We start from the raw sequence: 18,702 nt of genomic DNA on the forward strand, positions 1-18,702 counted from the left end.
AAGGTTTATAAAATTTGCTTTTTTCAAACAATCCTCTTAAAATTCTTCTCCAAATCTTTAAATGTATATCTAAGCATAATAGGTCTTCCATGAGGACAATTAAATGGTTCTTTTAATCTCTTTAGATTCTCAATCATCATATGAATTTGAGGAATAGTTAATTCTTCTCCACCTTTCAAAGACTTCTTACAAGACATAGAAGCTATTTTATCAAGCTTTGAATCTTCAAGTAATTTAAATTTCTTATCAACAGTAATCTCACCAATAATATCTGCAACAATCTTTGCACTAACTTCAAACCTTGAGAGTCCAATAGGAACACTTCTTACAACAATCTCATTACTCCCAAACTCTTCAATCTCAAAACCAAGTTTCTCAAACATTCCTACATTATCTTTGTAAAGCAGCATTTCGGATTGTGAGAAATTAATAATATCTGGCTTCAATAAAACTTGTTTCTTAACACTTTTCTCTTCAATTTGTTTCTTAAAAGTTTCATAAAAAAACTTTTCTTCAACAACATGTTGATCAAATAAAATCATCTCGTTCTTAGTTTCAACAATAATAAAAGTTTTATCTACTTGTCCTAAAATTCTATAATCTTCAAGTATCTCGAAAAGTGGTCCATAAGAGATTTCTTTTTTTTCTTGTTCAACTTGACTATCTTCAAGAATATCTTCTTGAAAATCATATGATTTTTTATAGTCAATTTCATCCTCATTAACTTCAAAAGTTTTTTGAACATCTTTAGTATAATGTTTATTTATAACTTCTTGTTTAGTATATTCTCTAACAGGTTGAACTTCGCTAACTTCATCAAGTGAATAATTCCTCTCAGCTTTATCAAAAGGTTTAATTGTATCAACTTTTTCAAAAACTTCTCTAATTGAATTCTTCACAAACTCATAAATCTCAAGTTCATTCTCAAATCTAATCTCAATTTTTGTAGGGTGTACATTTACATCAATAATCTCTGGGTCAATCTCGACAAATAAAACAAAAAGGGGATGTCTGCCTTCCATTAAATTTGTAGAAAATCCTTCATACATAGAATCATTAATTAATTTAGATTTCACATATCTTGAATTAACATATAAATGTTGATTCTTTTTATATCCATAAGTTATTTGTGATGGTTTTCCTAAAAATCCTGAAACCTTAATTCCATAATTCTCATTTTCAAAATAAATCAAATTATCTTTCAAATCTTTACCTAAAATATAATAGAGATTATCTAACTTCGATTTAAATTGTGGTTTATTTATCAGTAATTTTCCATTATGTTTTAGAGTAAATTTAACCTCATTATAATAAACTAAAAATCTATTCATAATATCAACAATTGCTTTGAGTTCCAAATTACTAGATTTCATATATTTCTTTCTAGCAGGTGTATTGTAAAATAAATTCTCAACACTAATAGTTGTACCTAAGCTAGTTGCAGAAACTTTAACCTCATTAGTATTCTCAGAAGTAATCTCGTACGCCTCATTAGAACCATGAGTTTTAGATACTATCTTTGCATTTGACACACTAAAAATTGAGGCTAATGCTTCACCCCTAAATCCCATAGTTGAAATATGATACAAATCATCAAAATTTTTGATTTTAGAAGTTGCATGCCTAAGTGGTGCTTTAAGTAAATCTTCTTTAGAAATTCCTTTACCATTATCTTTAATGACAATTTTTTTAAGTCCTGAATCTTCAATCTCAACATCTATTTGACTAGCATTTGCATCGATTGAATTTTCAACTAATTCCTTAATAACTGCTGAAGGATTCTCAATAACCTCACCAGCTGCAATTTGATTAATAATCTCTCCAGGTAATATATTAATACTCATAGAATTAATAAAAAAAGATTATATATAAATATTGTGCTTACGCAATGTGCAAAAAATATTAATATTTTCACAATTTATTACATATTTGATAAACTCTTCTCAAGCTGACCTAAAACTTCATTCAATTTTAAATCTCCTTCTATAATTTTATAAGGATGGGGAAACTCAAAACCAATCCCTCCATATTCTCTAAACTTATCTATTTTTTCCTGTGTATCGTCAATTAAAATCGCATTAGGACTAGCACATAAATACTTCTCTCTTGTAAGAACTAAGGGGATGCCTGGAAAATTTTTTGCAACATATCTAGTCTTTCCTGCATTAGCATCAGCAACTGCATTTGTTCTTTTATGAATATTACCTCCGGAAGATAAAAAAGCAACTTCTCCATATTTCTTACCTAATTCAATTAACTCTTTTGCCCAAGGATACAACTCAAGGCCAGTCCAAAAATCAGTCCCACTATTCTCAATTCTATCATAAATGTCAGAATGAATATCTTCCAATTTTTTTCCTGATTTTAGTTGAGGCATTATTTCAGATTTATCTAAACCTAAAATTTCTATTGCTCTACCTTCCCAATCTACATGAACACCATCTAAGTCATAAAATATTATTGAAGCCATAATACTTATTTAAGGCGATAGATTTATATATATTTAAACTATATATGTTATATAACAAATATAACAATGGAAAGACAACTAGTAAAACAAGGAAGAAATGCTCTAACAATGACGCTTCCATCTAAGTGGATAAAATCACACTATTTATCCGAAAAGGATTCAGTTCAGGTAAGAGAAGAAAAAGGAGAATTAATTATCAGTTCAAATAAGTCTTTAGAAAAAAGAGAAATAAAACTTGACATCAGGGGTATGAGAAGAGGACTAGCTTTTCATATAATCACGGGCAAATATATTGAAGGATATGATCGAATAATATTAAAGCACGACAACTTTTCTTTGTCACAAGAAATTGGCAATGGGTTTTTAGGAATGATTATTGAAAACCATACAAGTGAAGAATTGATAATGAAAGACATAATAGGGATTCCAGAAGATGATTTTATAATGTTATTTAAGAGAGGATGTCAATTATTAATTCAGCAAGCAAGAACAATAAGAAAGCAACTAGAAAAACAAGCCACAAAAGAAGATGTGAAAAATGAAGAAAGGCTTCTTGATAATAATTTATTTTACTGTCTAAGATATATTAACAAATATGAAAAAGTAGAAAACTCTTACAAATATTTTTTACTAACTTCAACAATAGAGAGTATCGGAGATTATTTATCTGAACTATCAAAAAGACTAGATGTCAAAAAAAGAATCTCAAAAACAGATATAGAAAATATAGATCTAACAATCAAATCAATTGAGATGTATGTAGTCTATTTATTCGAGAATAATATTCATAAGATGTATGACTTATTATCTAAATTTAAAAAAAATATCCATAGAGACTCATTTATTGGGGGTTTATGTTTTGCCATAGAAGAAAACTTGTATAATTATATTGGTTATTTTATAGAAAAATAATAAATAAATAATAAATTATTTTCTCATCCACTTAATACTTCTAAATACACCATATCCAACAACAAATGGAACTATGATAAATCCTAAAAGAGCAAGCATGATTTGTAATCCTGCTTCAAATGAATTAACAAATAATTTGAATCCATCCTTTAATCCTAAAAAGTCAATCTCTGAGAGTGTAGATGGTTTCTCTCTAACTGTTAAATAAACTTCAGAGTATGCAACTTCTTCATCAATAGTTGAAATCCTATTATTGAGATAAAAGATTTGATCCTCTAAATTATCAATTCTATTTTGAATTTGGATTTCATCTTGAATTGAGATATTCTCTTTTTGAAGCATTGTAATATAAGTTACAATTTGATTATTGTACCTCTCAACTCTTTGAGTATAATCTGTATAAGATCCAGTTACATCATTAACATAAACATTCAAACTCTGAACTTCTCCATAAGTTTTAATCTCGCCCAAAAATACATCAAGTGATGCTGAATTAACTTTAAATCTATAATTCACATTTCTGTAATCATCTCTATATTTTGATTCAGACTCAGACAATACAATTACTTCATGTGCTGTAATTGAATTTTGAATTTGAGATTTAGACTTATCAAAATCTTCAGCTTCTAATTGAATATTAGCATTCTTGATAACTTTCCTATCTTCAGCCTCAGGAGAAAATCCTTCATCATAAGAAGGATAATAACTACTTCCCATGCTTCTCTCATACATCATATCATTTGATATACTCTTTGAACTCATAGAACTAAGTCCACCAAAATCTGTAAAATTAACTCCAATCATTAAAATTACTCCTAGCATTGGAATTAGAAACATTGCTGCAAAAATACTTATAACATAATTTTTCCAGTTCTTTTTCAAATGGTTTTCATTTTTATCTACCATATCTATACTTTAAACTAGAGACTTATAATATTATTTATTACTTTGAATTAGATTAAAGTTATAATATCAATTAAAATACATGATATATAAACTAAAAAATGCGATGAGAAGACCAAATATTACAGTAAAAGATCTTGCAAACATAAAAAATGAATCTCTTTGAGTTTTATTAGTTTTAAATATGAAAAGCTCAGAAAGATTAGCCTTATTTGTGAAAACTAAAACCATTTTATAGATATAAGAACTAATTGACTTACTAAATAAAATTAGTAAAGTTCCAATTCCAACATAACTCCAAAAAACTATAGGGACTACAACCATAATTGATTATGTTGAAGTTTCTTTAAAAATTTTTCTTATCACTTATCTAAACTTTATACTAGAAATTCCCTCATTTAAAATTTTCTTGAAGGCAGCAAAATCAAATTTAATGATTTTTAGAATTTTTTTTGAATATACTCAAATGCAGAATATGCAGCAATTGAGCCTTCTGAAGCTCCAGTAATAGCTTGCTTCCAACCCATATTTGTAACATCTCCAGCAGCAAACACTCCTTCAATGTTAGTTTTTGACAATTTATCTATAATAATTTCTCCATTTCCTGCAAGTTCCACACTAAGATTCTTTGCAAGTTCACTTTGAGGAAGCTGTCCTACAGCAATAAAAACTCCTTGAAGGTCAATTTTATTTGAACCATTATACTCTTTATCTAATATAACATGATTAACTAATTTATCTCCACAAATTTCTTTAACATTAACTCCTTCAATAATTTCAATATTTGAGATTTTTCTTAATCTATCAATATTTACAGGTTCAGCTTTAAGATGTGACCTCACAAACATATAAACTTTCTCACAATTTTGTGCTAAAACCATAGCTTCTTTTGCAGCACTATCGCTACCTCCAATCATTCCTACAGTCTTTTTCCTAAAAAACATACTATCGCAAGTAGCGCAATAACTAACTCCTTTACCTCTAAACTCTTCTTCTCCTGGAGCACCAAGATGTTTATGTTTTGTTCCTGTTGCCAGAACAATAGATTTTGCAGTAAATTCTTTATTCATCAAATCAGTTTTCACAACAAAAAATTCACCTTTTTTCTCAACACTCTTCACAACATCATTTTCAATTGGAACTCCATTTGCTCTAACATGGTCTTCCATGTTCTTTGCTAAATCAGGTCCAGAAATTTTTGTAAATCCAGGATAATTTTCAACTTCATTTGTTGTTGTAATTAAACCGCCAAGTTCTTTAGCAATAACTAAAGTCTTCAAATTAAATCTTGCACCATAAATTGCAGCAGGATAACCAGCACACCCACCACCAACAATAATTAAATCATACTCGTTCTCATTCATAGAATAAATTCAACTTAAGTTTTTATTAATGTATCGAAGTTTAGATTTTAGAATAAATAAATTCACAATATAAAATAAAATTAAAAAATTATTTTTGAGTTTTAAACTCTGTAAAATAAAAATTATGTAATTTTTAATCACAGAATTCTTATTTGAATTCTGTGTAAGCACATTTTCCACAATGGAATCTATCTTTATGTTCTGCTAAAAAAATTCCTCTACCACATTTAGGGCACTCTTTCTTAACTTTTTTACCATCTGAATATGCTTCATACTTCTTTGATGGAGCTGATGATTTTGCCTTTTCTTTAGATTTAGTCATTTTTAGATTTCCTCATTTAATACTTTATCGTACTTTCCTTTCTTTACATCTGCAATAAATTCTCTAGGAACTTTCCCATCAACTTTAATACCTAATGAATAACATGTTCCAGCCATTTCTCTAACTGCAGCAGATAAGTCATTTGCAAGTAATGAGTCAAATTTCATTCTAGCTACTTTCTTAATTTGTTCAATTGTAATATCTGCAACATAAGTCTTATCAGGAGTTCCGCTACCCTTAGCGATTCCTAATTCAGACTTAATTAATTGTGAAGCAGGAGGAGTTCCAATTTCAATATCATATGATTTAGTCTCAGTATCAACGATAACTTTTACTGGAACTTTCATACCCTTAAAGTCTGCAGTTTTCTTATTAATGTCTGCTACAACTTGTCCAATGTTTACTTTTAGTGGACCTAATGCTGGTCCTAGAGGAGGTGCAGCACTCGCTTTACCACCCTCGATTAATATTTCAATTGTCTCTTTTGCCATTTGTCTTTTATTTAAGCAACCTTCTATGAAGGATAAATAGCGTTATTATTACAATAACACCTAAAAATATTAACCTTAATTGATTTATAAATTGTTGTGTCATTCATATTATTGATAAAGAACACAATTTATAAGAATAAAAAATCATTTAATTCTTATTCTGTTCGAACTCTAAATAGTCTCAAATATTAATAAAACCTATTAAAAATTAACAAAATTTATATATAAACAACGAAAGTCTTACATATGGACAACCAAAATTCTTCAGAATTACCTTTATTAACTTACAATTCTCTGTACAATTTATTAAGAGAAGAAAAGAAAATAAAGAAACTCCAAATGCTTCCTGAAGAATTTTATGAATCTCTGCAAAAATTTCTAAAAGATAAAAAATTAGAAATAGACAAATTAAGACCTAATCTTGAATTAAGGGATAAATTGAAACGAGAAAGATTAATTCTCTCAAACTCTCAAAAAGTATCTCAAGAATTAATCAATTTAAGATGTGTTAAAATCTCAAATATCGCAATAAAAAATAAAATCTTTGAAGAAGACACACTATCAGAAGATGATGTACTTGAAAAAGAAAAAGATTTTTTCAATAATGTTCAAAAAGGAATAAATACAATTACAAAATATTTAAAATGAATCTAAGATATAGTACAAAAACGCAAAGAAACTTTTTACTGGGGATAAGTATAGTATTTTTATTACTAACAATGTTTGTAATTAAAAACATATTTACTCTAATAATTTATAGTTCTCTTCTATCTTATTTTTTATATCCAATCTATACATATTTTTTCGAAAAAATAAAAAATAAAAGGTTAGCCTCATTAGGAACTGTGTTTATATCTATTATAATTGTATTTATGCCCTTAATATTATTATCTTATGTTGTAATTCTTGAACTTACAAAATTAGTAATAAGATACAGAGAATACATCGAAAATCCTGAAATATTAAATGCAATAGTAAATTCATTCTTAGCAAACATATCCAATTCAACTTTTTTATCAAACATCAATGCATCTGAATTTGTAAATAAATTAGTAGCTTTTATCTTAGAATTAACAAATAGTTTTTTCTCTTCAATTCCTACTATGATACTTTATTTCTTCATAGTATTATTCATCACATATTATATCTTAATGTACAATAGAGAAATATTTAGAGCAGTAAATGAATACATACCTTTAAGTTTAAAAAAACAAGATGCAATCGTAAGAAGCATTGCTAAAAATGTGAAAGTTCTCTTTAAAGGATATTTCTTAACTGGAGCAATACAAACCTTAGTTGCCCTTTTAGGTTTTATAATATTTGGAGCTCCTAATCTTTTAATTATTACATTTTTAACACTAATTACAAGTTTAATTCCTTATCTTGGAACTCCTATGGTTTGGGTTCCTGTAAGTATTTATATGATTATAGCTGGTGATCAATTTGGAGGATTTGGACTTTTAATTTATGGGACTTTAATTATTAATATGATTGATAATTTTGTAAGACCTGTCCTTATGAGCAGTAAAGACACAATTCCTCCTGCATTAGTATTTATAGGATTTATTGGAGGAATGTATGCATTTGGATTAATTGGTGTAATTCTTGGGCCACTGATAATTTCCATTACTTCTATCTTGTTAAAATACTTAAAAGAAACATTAAAATACTCTGAAGAAGAAAAATAAATTTGGTGAACATATAGTAAGATATATAAATAAATGTTTTTTTCATTTTATATGGTAGAGAGAAAAATTATTAAATTTGGAACATCCTCTTTTGTATTAACATTACCAAATGAATGGGTAAAGAAAAATAAATTAGTTAAGGGCGACACTATAGACCTAGTCGAGAATCAGAATAAGTTGATGATTTCAACTGAGAAAGACAATTTAATTGAAAAAGAAGCTGAAATCAATATTGATGATATGCCTCTGAAAATTTTCAACAAAAAATTAATTTCATATTATCTAAAAAATTACAGATACATAAGAATTAAAGGTGAAAAAGTAATAGAGCGATTAGAAGAACTTAGAATTTTCAAAGAGAAACTAAGTTCAATTGAAATTTATGAAATTGGAAAAGACTTTATTCTTTTCAAAGATTTAAGTGACCCAAAATCTTTAGATGTCGATAATATGATTCAGAAAATCATTGGGATAGAAAAAATCTTATTTGATGAGATTATTGAAAATAATAGACACAATTATATCTCTCAAATTGATTCAAACATTAATAAATTAACATTTTTAACATTTAAAACAATTAATTATAATTTAGATAAAAGGGAAAAAACTTACGAAGTAAAAAATTCGATATATTTGTGGAGGATTGTATCTTCTCTTGAAAGCATTGGAGACATTATTAAAAGAGTAGCAAGATATTTAGAAAAATGCGAAGATAAAAGTAGTCATATCATGGAACAAATGTTAAGAGAATTAAAATCTTATTTTGAATTCATAACTAGTCTTTTTAAAAAAGATATAAATCTAGAAAACAATTTAAAATTATATCTTGATAAAAAACAATCTCTTTTAAGAGAATTTGAAGAAAATAGAATAAAATTCCAAGATAATATGAATTTGTATCTCGTAGTAACTCAACTACTTAAAGATGTATTAGGAGAACTAGATACAATAACTCTTTCAATTATTGATATCTATTCGGAATAATTTTTTCAATTTTTTTTAGTGAATAAACTTTTTAAAAGAGAATATTATTTATTTATTTATGAATAAAAAAAATGAATTGTATTTAAGACTATCATTAGGTACTTTGTGCGTTTTAATTATAGGATATTTTGTATTTGATATACTAACTTACATTTATTCTCTATCTCAAGAGTTATCTCGAGTAGCAAATTTTGATTTTTCAAAAATAGTTATTGATATTGTATTTATTGTAATATTTTATCTAATTTTAAGTATTGCAATTCATTGGAAGAATTATTTTAAGCACTTAACAAAAACTTTAGTTGTTCTAGGAATAAGTTTTTTTATGTTTGGATCTTTTTTAATATTGTTTAATTCTCAATCTCAAGAAATTACAGACTCAATTCAAGGTTCAATAGATTATTTGTTAGTTGGTTCATTAGAAGATATGCTTCTTGGTCAATTTGAAATTAGTAATGATGAACTAAATATTGAATTTGCCGAAAATTCAGAAATTTTATCCATTCATAATAAAAATATGACTCTTTATCAAGCTGAGATTTTAAATGAGATTCTAGAAGTCACACCAGAATCATTTCAAGATAAACTTGATTTTTCAAAACTTTTTATTAGCATTATCTATGCTGGAATGGAAAAAGATATGCCTGAGTTAATTGGTGCACCAATAACTAAAAATCAATTATCTCAATCCTTAGAAGAGTTAGATTACTCTTCAATAATCTCTCAAATTGATATTGAAAGTTTAAAAGATATTTACACAATAAATGAAAATGCATACATCTCTTTATCTCTATCTGAATCTCAAGAGATTATCTCTATTGAATTAACAAATCTTCGAAAAAATGAGGTAAATAGGATTTGGTCAAGTTTAGGTTTTAGTAATCAAGTTTCATACAATACTAAAAAAATTATCTCTCAATTATTAATGTCGCAAATTACTTTAGCACTTCCACAAGAACAAAAAAATTTACCTATTTCTATAGATACTTTAGCCCATTTTGTACCTAATGAAATTAAAGAATTTACCAAATATGATATTTTTTCAGATAATATAAGTCAAAGAGTATATGAACTTAATTCCATTAGAGATGATTGTGATAATTCAAATCAAGATAACAATACTCTTTGTGAGATGATTAGTTATATTGAGTATGAATCTCTTCTCTTAATGCTTCAAAATTCTTCAAATGATCTAGGATTAGGATCAACTAATCTTTCTACAATCCTTGAAGATATTGGTACTAAAGAAGAACTTGAATCTACAATCGAAAATAAAACAAACAAAGGTGCAATTTTTTTATTCTTAAGTTTTTTATTTTTTAGTTTATCTTTCTTAACATACTATCTTCATTTCAAACTTTTCGACAGAGAATTAATTCTAGTCCATATTCCATATTATATTTCTAAAATGATTTTTTATCATTTTATACCTTATTATATAATCACTGGAGTATTTTATTGGCTAATCTCAAGCGATTTTTTAAGAGAAAAACTTAGTGATTCTTTAAGTGGATTGCCATTCAATATAGACATATTTTTTAATATTCCTATAATAAATTTAGTTGTTGGGATTTATGGTTCTTTCTTTTTAATTTTGACAATTTTTTTAGTTTTCTCACTAGGCATATATCTTTGTTTTTATTTCATTTTAAAACAAAAGGTTAAACAAGTCTATGAGTAATTACTTTTTAATTAGTATAAATATATAAAATATAAATTATCGAAGAAAACATATGTTAAGTAAGGTTCTAAATACTCCAATTGATGATTTGGTAGTGCTTATCAAGAATAATAAAAATTGTACTACGACTTTTCTTAGAGAAAAACTTAATTTACCGTACGAAATCATTGAAAAATGGTTAATAATTCTTGAAGAGTACAAGATTATTAAAATTCACTACAAAGGCTTTGAAGGATTTGTAGAGTTAGTAGAAAAAAAAGAAGATGCAGATAAAGAGGACGAAGAATTAAATATTGAGAATCTCAAAGAAACTTTTACTTCTAAATGTAAAAAAAGAGATTTAAGTTATGATCAAATGAAAATAGTTTGGCCAAAATTTGTTGAAAATTACAAAGGAGAAATAAACAAGCTTTTTTACATTAGTGCACAAAAAAGAGGATTCGATAAAATTCAAACACAAAAAGCATGGAGCAAATATTTGGAGGCATTAATAAAATATTAAAATGGGATTAGATATAGATTCATTTTTGGACAATGTAGGTAAAGAAGAAGTACCTAAACCAGAAGAAAAAGAAATTAAAAAAGTAAGTCTTGATTTTCAAAAAGAAGTTGAAGATAGAATTGAGAATGTAAAAAAGGATTCTCAAAATAAGGACCTTGGTATTCTTAAAGAAATTTATGATGAAGTAAGAAATTTTAATGTAGATTTACCAAATAAATTTTTAGGCATTGAAAATAAAAGTGGAATTGCTCTAAAAGATCTTAGCGAGAAATATTCTCAAGAATTTTTAACAATCTCAAAAAATAATGCTCAAATAATTACCAAAAATATCAAAGACAGAATACTTCAAATTAATGAGTTTATGCAAAATGAAGATTTTGTTAATGTTCTTGAAAATTATAAAATTGTAATTACTGATTTTAATTTTTTCCCTAAAGCTATATTAAATGAGAAAATTGAACTCTCAAGAAAAATAAGAGATACTGAGATTATAATTTTTACAAAACTAGAAGAATACAAAAACAAAACAATTTTTAATCTAAAAGCCCAAATAAATAGTAAAATCCAATCAATTGCTGAGTTAATTAGAACTTCAAAATTAAAAGATGCTGAAAAAGGAATTGCTGATTTAGAAGAATTTTCAAATCATCTTCCAAAATTACTCCTTCCTGATTTAATTGAAGAAAAAATAAAAATCTCAAAAGTTTTAAAGAAGTCCCAAGATTTTTTAATACATAAATACAATGAAGAATTTGAGTATCGAAATAATTTGATAAATCAACTTTTTGAGAAATTCCATACATTCTACATTAAAAAAAATATTTCTGAAACAGTTATTACTTATGATGAAATAATAGTAGAATTCAAAACTTTGCCAGATTTTTTTGTTGAAAAAAAAATAGATATTTTCAAACAGATAAACGAATTATATACAAAACTTAACAAACTAATCTTAAACAGAAATATTTTCATGTTTGTTGAAACTTATGAATATTCAAAAAGAATTGAAGGGATAAGAGAATACTTAAAACATGTTGAAATGAGTAATAATTTTGATAAAAATAATTTATTAGAAATAAAACGAAAAGTTAGTGAACTCCCAAAACAATTCATTTATGAGAAAGAAGAATTCAACAGGAAAATTGAGGAATTAACAAAAAATATTGGACAAGAAAAAGTTTTCCAAGAAAAATATGAAACTATAAAAAAACAAAAAGAATTTGATAAAATAAATTTTCAAGAAGAAAAATTAACAAATATAAATAATCCTAAATTAAATTTAAAAGGCGCAAAAAAAGATATACTTATTGAAGTTGACAGACTATATCAAGAATTCAAATTAACAAATGATTCACAAAAAGTAAAAAATATTTATAAAAAAATAACTTTTTATTTAAACCTTGCAAATATTTCACCAGATGTTAAAAAAGAAACATTAAAAAAGTTAACAAAAACGCTACATGAGAAAAAATTAAGTTAAAATGGAAATCCTCGATAAATATGAAATAAACTTTGAAACATCTAAAATCCCGATAGTAATATATTCTTCTAAAGATAGTTATATTGGTGTTTATGAAGTTGGCATATTAGAAGTTGGTGATTATACTAAATTTATTGTTGAAAAAATAAAAGAGGATCTTTTGAGGGAAGGAATTTTTGAAAAAGACAAAGATGACAATTTCACCTATGACGAATTAAAAAAAGCTTATGTCAAAAAAGTAAAAGAATTAATTCAATTTTATTTGCCAGTTTTAAATTATGATGATAAAGATAAATTAGTGACTTACATAGTACAAAAAAGTTTAGATTTAGGATTTGTAGATATAATAATTTCAGATCCAAATATTGAAGAATTAACTATTAATGGTGGTTCGAAAAAAATTATGATTTATCATAGAAAACATGGTTGGCTTGAAACAAATCTTAATTTCATAGATGATGATGAAATTAATAATATTGCCTCAAGAATTGCTCTTGAAAATAAGAAATTTTTTTCAAATTTAACTCCGCTCTTAGATGCCCATCTTAGGGGAGGTCACAGAGTAAATGCAACTCTAAATCCTATCTCGACAATGGGTACAACACTAACTATTAGGCGTTTTTCAGATAAGCCTTGGACAGTCTCAGATTTAATAAATTCGAAAACTTCATCTTCAATAGCACTTGCAATGATTTGGATTGCAATGGAAAATGAATTTTCAATAATTGTTGCTGGAGGAACAGGATCAGGTAAAACTTCATTTTTAAATGCCATTTCAACATTCATTCCTGCATCTCAAAGAATCATTTCTGTTGAAGATACAAGAGAAATAAGATTGCCAGATTATTCTCATTGGGTTCCAATGGAAGCTCGGCAATCTAACCAAGAAGGAAGAGGAGAAGTTAGTATGTTAGATTTAATCATGAACTCTTTAAGAATGAGACCTGATAGAATAATTATTGGAGAAATTAGAAAGAAAAAAGAAGCAGAAGTTCTTTTTGAGGCTATGAGGACAGGTCATAGTGTATATGGTACATTTCATGCAAACAATGCTCATGAAACTGTTTTAAGACTCTCATCATCCCCAATTGAAATTCCTAAATTTACACTCTCAGCTTTAGGTTTAATTGTAATTCAATCAAGAGATAGAAGATCAGGACAAAGAGTTACTCTTCAAATTGCAGAATTAGATGAAGATGGAAATGAAAGAGTATTACTACAATTCAATCCGAAAACCAAAAAATATTTTATGAAAAACAAACCGAAATATTTAACTCAAAAATTAGATGAGTTCCAAGGAATTGATGAAAAAGAATTTTTCGATGAACTTAAAAGAAGAGCTCTTGTTTTAGAATATCTAGCCAAATACAATATTACTGAAATTGATGATGTTGGAAAAGTAATAAATAGATATTATAAAGACAAAGATAATTTGATAAAAGAAGCATTTAAAAAATTAAAAGAGGTTTCAAAAAAACCTAAACCTAAAATACAATGAGTTTCACAAATATGCTTAGAGGAATTGTAAAGAGGAATCCTAAATTAAAATTAAAATTAAAAAAAGCAAATTCTAAATTAAGTCCTCTACAATATGTACATCAATCCATAATGATGACAATTGGAAGCGTCATAGCTTTAATAGTTATAATGTATCCTTTTACTAAAAGTAATCCTACTTATATGATATTTGGTGCATTAGGAATGATTTTATTTAGTCCAGTTGTATATAAATTTTGGTTTAGTTATGTTGATGTTTTAATTCAAAAATATGGGCGAGAATTAGAAGGTGACTTATTATTTGTTTCAGAATATTTACTTGTAAGTTTGGAGAGTGGTTTGCCTATCGGAAATTCAATTGAAAACTTAAGTAAAATTGACAGACCAGGAGGTAAATTTTTCAAAAGAATTTATACTGAATTTAAAACAGGAAAAAGTTTTGAAGATGCATTTGATGAAGGGTCAAGATTCGCCCCAGTAGAATCAGCTAAAAACCTAATTAAAAGATTAAAGGATAGTTTAGAAATTGGTGTAGATTTAAAAGGAGTATTGGTAAGTTTTATTGAAGAATCTTCTGAGAAAAAATTAATGGAAGTAAAATCTTTTTCTAAAAAATTAAATCCAATTATTATGATGTATTTACTTTTAGGAATCGTTCTACCTTCACTTGGTGTAACTTTTTTAATATTAGGTATAACTATGCTAGATAGTGCTCCCGAGCTATTAAGAATTATCTTGATATTTATTTTTTTGCTAATGTTTGCTTTCCAATATCTATCATATACTTCGTTCAAATTTAGTAGGTCAACAATATAAAATGGTAGATTTAAATAGCTTTAATAAGGAAAAATTCGGGAAGTTTTTAACTCCTGAAAAAATTTATAAATTTAAATATAAATCTGAATTATCATCTCTTTATGAAAAAATTTATTTTAACAATATAAACTATAAAATTATTGCAAATTTATTTGCTTTATCAATTTTAATAAGTATCTCACTTTACTTTTATTTATATGAATATATACTTAGAACTTTTAGCAATTATTTTTATACATTTTTCTACAAATTTTTAATAATATTTCTAACATATTTCATATTGAATTTATTTACTTTTTACTTAGTATTATTTAGTTATTATTTCAGACATGAAGCCAAATTTAGAAGAGATGAAGAAGAGATAGAAAATGATTTACCAGGATTTCTTGACAATCTAGTATCAAATCTAAAAGGAGGAATATCTCTTGAAAAAGCTCTTATGAAAAGTGTAAGACCTGAACAAAAAGCAATGCTTCATGAAGTAACTCTGATTAATCAAAAAATTCTAATGGGTGAAAATGTTTATGATGCTCTTAAAGGTTTTAGAAAAAGATTTGATTCACAAATAATTAATAGGACTTTTTTTTTAATTGAAGAAGGAATTAAAAATGGAGGAAATATTGCAAAACCTCTAGAGAGGATTTCTCAAAACCTTAAAAGGATTTATGCACTAAATGATGAGATTAAATCAAATTCAGGTGGATTCTCAATTGTAATCAAGGCAATCACACTTTTTGTTGCTCCTTTATTGTTTGCTCTAGCTCTTACGCTTCTAACTTTCATGGGTAATTTATTTCAAATGATTCTAAAAAGTGGTAGTGATTTATTGCCTATCTCAGAATTACCTTCAGAGTATACTGAGTATTTAATAATATTCTCTTATGCAATGATTCTTTTAATCACATTCTTTTCAAGTCTTATAGCCTCTGAATTAAAGGGAGAGAAATTACATGAATCTATCAAATATCTGCCTGTATATATAATCTCGGCACTTGTAATATATTATTTCATGGCTAATCTTTTAGCTTCCTTTTTTGGAGGAATAATTTAATATTATTTTAGATTATTTAACTTTTTAGGGATGACTAAATTATTTAACTAAAATTGATAAATTATTTTTATGGTTTTTAATAATAGTAAAAGAGGTCAAGCTGCAATCGAGTTTTTAATGACATATGGTTGGATGCTTTTGGTGGTTTTAATAGTAGGAGCTTTAATATTTAGTTTCGTAGATTTCGGTAATTTATTACCTAATAAAGTAGAATTGAACAATAATGTTATGGCTGCTGGAGCAGAATCTTATGCATCAATTGGTACAGCAGCTGCAACAAATTCACATGTTGTAGTAACATTTACATACCAAGGTTCGCAAAGAGTAACAATATCACCTGATGACGCAAGTAGTAAAATTGAGAGTGAGCTTGATGGAGATTGTGATTTAATTTGGCTTAAAAATGCTGACACTGATGAAGCAACAGATGTTGGTACTGGTGTAAGTGTTTTAGACCCATTAGTTCCGGGTGTTTTCACTGGGATAGTATTTTCAACAGATATCACATTTATTAGTGGTCAAATTGGAGTTGCAATTTATGATTGTTCTGCAGCTGGTCTACCTGCTCCATATAATACCGGAAATGGATTTAGAGAGAACGATGTTTTAGAGGGAAAGATTACTTTAACTCTAAGAAATGCTAAAACAGATGTACCTGTTCCAAGTTCAGGTTCAATAAGATTAGCAATAATTAGTTAATCTTTTTTATTATTTTATATTTTCAAATGCAAAAAAAGAAATCCCAATCATCTCTTGAATTTTTAATTATTTTTGGTATTGCTTTTACTTTAATTCTAGTTATGGGTGCTCTCTTTTATGGTTTTTTTACAGGAGAGAAAACAACTCTAGATACTAAACATCTAGAACAAATAGGATTAAAAATTATGACTGAATCTGAAAAAGTATATTTTTTAGGTAATGGAAATAAAAAAACGATATCTACTGATTTTCCAGAAGGAATTACAAATATTTCAATAATTCATTATAATCAATCAAGTTTGAGTTTTGATATTTTAGAAATATCTTATTATGGCGACAAAGACATATACTCTTTATACTTTCAACCTCAAGAAGAATATGTGCGATTTAATTGTACAAAATGTACGCATGTAACTTCTCTTGCAAAAAATTATTCTTATTATAACCAATCTTCTGATTTTTCTCAAGGTGCAAAGAGAATAGAAGTTAGAAGTCTTGGAGATTATGTAAGTATAGATTTTGTAAAAGAATAAATTATCTGCTTTTTTCAACACCAATTCTCAAACAATATTTCTTAATAGGACATTTTGAACAAATCGGACTAATAGGTCTGCAAATATGTTGTCCATGTGCAACAAGATAAGTATTGTATATTATCCAGTATTTTTTTGGGAGAATTTCTTGTAATTTAAATTCTGTCTCTTCAGGATTTTTAGTTTTTAAAACTCCCAATCTATTTGAAATTCTATGAACATGTACATCAACACAAATTGCTGGAATTTGATAACCTTCGGCTAAAACAAGATTTGCAGTTTTTCGTCCCACTCCTTTAAATCTCAAAAGTTCATCTAAATCACTTGGAACTACTGAATCGTATTTCTCAACTAATGATTTACAAATATCTACAATTTGAATAGACTTTCGTTTATAGAATCCAATAGGATAAATTAATTTTTCAATATCTTTAGAAGAAAGCTCATAGATATCTTCAGGTTTTGTTAATTTTGTGTACAATCTTTTTGATGCTTCAATTGTTACTTCATCTTTAGTTCGAAGACTAAGAATCGTTGAAATTAAAACTTTAAATGGATCTTTATCTTGAAGAGCAATAAGAGTAATAACTGGAACATTCCAATTTTTAACTTCTTCATCTAAAATAGAAACAATCTCATCAAAATAATATTTTTGAGTCATTTTATAATTTTTGAATAATAATGTTTGCAATTTCTACTGAATTTAAATCTAACAAATATTTTTCATTCTTTTTAATAAAATTTAGATTTTTCTCAGGGCTAAGTGATTCTTCAATCCTCTTTAATTCTTCAAATTCTTTTTTACTTAAAATCTTTTCAGGAAACTCATTTAAATATATAATATATTTTTTTAATTCTAAATCATATTTTTTCTCATCAATTGTTTTTAATCCTGCAAGACAATTTAATATATTCTTCATAATATTTTGGGAAGGCATTTTCCCTCCAAGTTTATTGATTAATTTTTTGTACTCTTTTGCATCAAACAAAAAAGTGTTAAAAATATTTAATTGTTCAAATTTGTCTAGTTTTTCAAAATCACCTTTTTTTGTAAATCTTTTCAATAAAACTTCTTCTTTAGAATAGTAAAGGTACCTTTGAACTCCAAGTTCAATTTTCCCTTTAAGCATGAATAATATATCTGCTTCTTTATTATATTCAAAATGATTTAATATTTGAGTTAATTCATCAAGAATACTTAAAACTTGAATATTCTCCTGTGTTACAAATTCATTTAAATTTGAATCTTTTGCAATTAAAAGATAAGTATCATTAAAATTTATTTCAATTTTTTTAATAGATTTTTTTA

Annotated in this window: 21 protein-coding genes; 12 read left to right on the plus strand and 9 right to left on the minus strand. The window is 26.5% G+C overall.

The window, feature by feature from the left end:
• Positions 1-23: 23 nt before the first annotated feature.
• Positions 24-1,844 carry a DNA mismatch repair endonuclease MutL gene (gene mutL / locus PF569_05980; protein ID MDA3855785.1) on the minus strand — a complete coding sequence of 607 codons (1,821 nt, stop codon included), beginning with the start codon at positions 1,842-1,844 and terminating at the stop codon, positions 24-26.
• A 77-nt stretch (positions 1,845-1,921) separates the two neighbouring features.
• Entirely contained in the window at positions 1,922-2,470 is a 549-nt protein-coding gene (locus tag PF569_05985) for a hypothetical protein (protein MDA3855786.1), read from the minus strand.
• A gap of 66 nt (positions 2,471-2,536) precedes the next feature.
• Between PF569_05985 and PF569_05990 the strand changes: the two genes are divergently transcribed.
• Positions 2,537-3,382: a hypothetical protein gene (locus tag PF569_05990; GenBank protein ID MDA3855787.1), complete on the plus strand. Its 846-nt coding sequence runs from the start codon at positions 2,537-2,539 to the stop codon at positions 3,380-3,382.
• Between the two features lie 15 nt (positions 3,383-3,397).
• On the opposite strand, the gene PF569_05995 is transcribed toward PF569_05990, so the two are convergent.
• From PF569_05995 to PF569_06015, 5 genes are all read right to left on the minus strand, one after another.
• Positions 3,398-4,288: a DUF4349 domain-containing protein gene (locus PF569_05995; protein MDA3855788.1), complete on the minus strand. Its 891-nt coding sequence runs from the start codon at positions 4,286-4,288 to the stop codon at positions 3,398-3,400.
• Between the two features lie 66 nt (positions 4,289-4,354).
• A complete protein-coding gene (locus PF569_06000; GenBank protein MDA3855789.1) occupies positions 4,355-4,609 on the minus strand; it encodes a hypothetical protein in 255 nt (84 codons plus the stop codon).
• A gap of 116 nt (positions 4,610-4,725) precedes the next feature.
• Positions 4,726-5,649, minus strand: a complete 924-nt coding sequence (locus tag PF569_06005; GenBank protein ID MDA3855790.1) for an FAD-dependent oxidoreductase — start codon at positions 5,647-5,649, stop codon at positions 4,726-4,728.
• Between the two features lie 148 nt (positions 5,650-5,797).
• Positions 5,798-5,971 carry a 30S ribosomal protein S27ae gene (locus PF569_06010; protein MDA3855791.1) on the minus strand — a complete coding sequence of 58 codons (174 nt, stop codon included), beginning with the start codon at positions 5,969-5,971 and terminating at the stop codon, positions 5,798-5,800.
• A gap of 2 nt (positions 5,972-5,973) precedes the next feature.
• Entirely contained in the window at positions 5,974-6,462 is a 489-nt protein-coding gene (locus PF569_06015; protein MDA3855792.1) for a 50S ribosomal protein L11, read from the minus strand.
• A 246-nt stretch (positions 6,463-6,708) separates the two neighbouring features.
• Here PF569_06015 and PF569_06020 point away from each other — a divergent pair, with 246 nt between their 5' ends.
• The 11 genes from PF569_06020 (at position 6,709) to PF569_06070 (ending at position 17,393) form a co-directional block, all read left to right on the plus strand.
• The gene (locus tag PF569_06020) at positions 6,709-7,110 is read left to right on the plus strand and encodes a hypothetical protein (protein MDA3855793.1); all 402 of its coding nucleotides are present in this window, start codon (positions 6,709-6,711) and stop codon (positions 7,108-7,110) included.
• Positions 7,107-8,150 carry an AI-2E family transporter gene (locus PF569_06025; GenBank protein MDA3855794.1) on the plus strand — a complete coding sequence of 348 codons (1,044 nt, stop codon included), beginning with the start codon at positions 7,107-7,109 and terminating at the stop codon, positions 8,148-8,150. The genes PF569_06020 and PF569_06025 overlap by 4 nt, the downstream gene beginning before the upstream one ends.
• A 51-nt stretch (positions 8,151-8,201) precedes the next feature.
• A complete protein-coding gene (locus PF569_06030) occupies positions 8,202-9,134 on the plus strand; it encodes a hypothetical protein (protein ID MDA3855795.1) in 933 nt (310 codons plus the stop codon).
• A gap of 58 nt (positions 9,135-9,192) precedes the next feature.
• Positions 9,193-10,815 carry a hypothetical protein gene (locus tag PF569_06035; protein MDA3855796.1) on the plus strand — a complete coding sequence of 541 codons (1,623 nt, stop codon included), beginning with the start codon at positions 9,193-9,195 and terminating at the stop codon, positions 10,813-10,815.
• 52 nt (positions 10,816-10,867) lie between these two features.
• Positions 10,868-11,317: a hypothetical protein gene (locus PF569_06040; protein MDA3855797.1), complete on the plus strand. Its 450-nt coding sequence runs from the start codon at positions 10,868-10,870 to the stop codon at positions 11,315-11,317.
• A 1-nt stretch (position 11,318) separates the two neighbouring features.
• Positions 11,319-12,797: a hypothetical protein gene (locus PF569_06045; GenBank protein MDA3855798.1), complete on the plus strand. Its 1,479-nt coding sequence runs from the start codon at positions 11,319-11,321 to the stop codon at positions 12,795-12,797.
• A gap of 1 nt (position 12,798) precedes the next feature.
• The gene (locus PF569_06050) at positions 12,799-14,295 is read left to right on the plus strand and encodes an ATPase, T2SS/T4P/T4SS family (protein MDA3855799.1); all 1,497 of its coding nucleotides are present in this window, start codon (positions 12,799-12,801) and stop codon (positions 14,293-14,295) included.
• Positions 14,292-15,110 (plus strand): type II secretion system F family protein, encoded by an 819-nt coding sequence (locus tag PF569_06055; GenBank protein ID MDA3855800.1) that lies wholly within the window; start codon positions 14,292-14,294, stop codon positions 15,108-15,110. Before PF569_06050 ends, PF569_06055 begins: the two co-directional genes overlap by 4 nt.
• Position 15,111: 1 nt before the next feature.
• Positions 15,112-16,161, plus strand: coding sequence for a type II secretion system F family protein (locus PF569_06060; GenBank protein MDA3855801.1), 1,050 nt, complete (start codon positions 15,112-15,114; stop codon positions 16,159-16,161).
• Between the two features lie 69 nt (positions 16,162-16,230).
• Complete coding sequence (locus tag PF569_06065) at positions 16,231-16,860, plus strand: hypothetical protein (protein ID MDA3855802.1); 630 nt, start codon at positions 16,231-16,233, stop codon at positions 16,858-16,860.
• Between the two features lie 26 nt (positions 16,861-16,886).
• On the plus strand, positions 16,887-17,393 hold the full coding sequence (locus PF569_06070) for a hypothetical protein (protein MDA3855803.1): 507 nt from the start codon (positions 16,887-16,889) through the stop codon (positions 17,391-17,393).
• Between the two features lies 1 nt (position 17,394).
• On the opposite strand, the gene PF569_06075 is transcribed toward PF569_06070, so the two are convergent.
• Positions 17,395-18,054: an endonuclease III gene (locus tag PF569_06075; GenBank protein ID MDA3855804.1), complete on the minus strand. Its 660-nt coding sequence runs from the start codon at positions 18,052-18,054 to the stop codon at positions 17,395-17,397.
• Between the two features lies 1 nt (position 18,055).
• Positions 18,056-18,702: hypothetical protein (locus PF569_06080; GenBank protein MDA3855805.1), on the minus strand; the 647-nt coding region annotated here is incomplete at its 5' end.

It is taken from the genome of Candidatus Woesearchaeota archaeon (genome assembly GCA_027858315.1).
Lineage (GTDB): Archaea > Nanobdellota > Nanobdellia > Woesearchaeales > UBA583 > UBA583.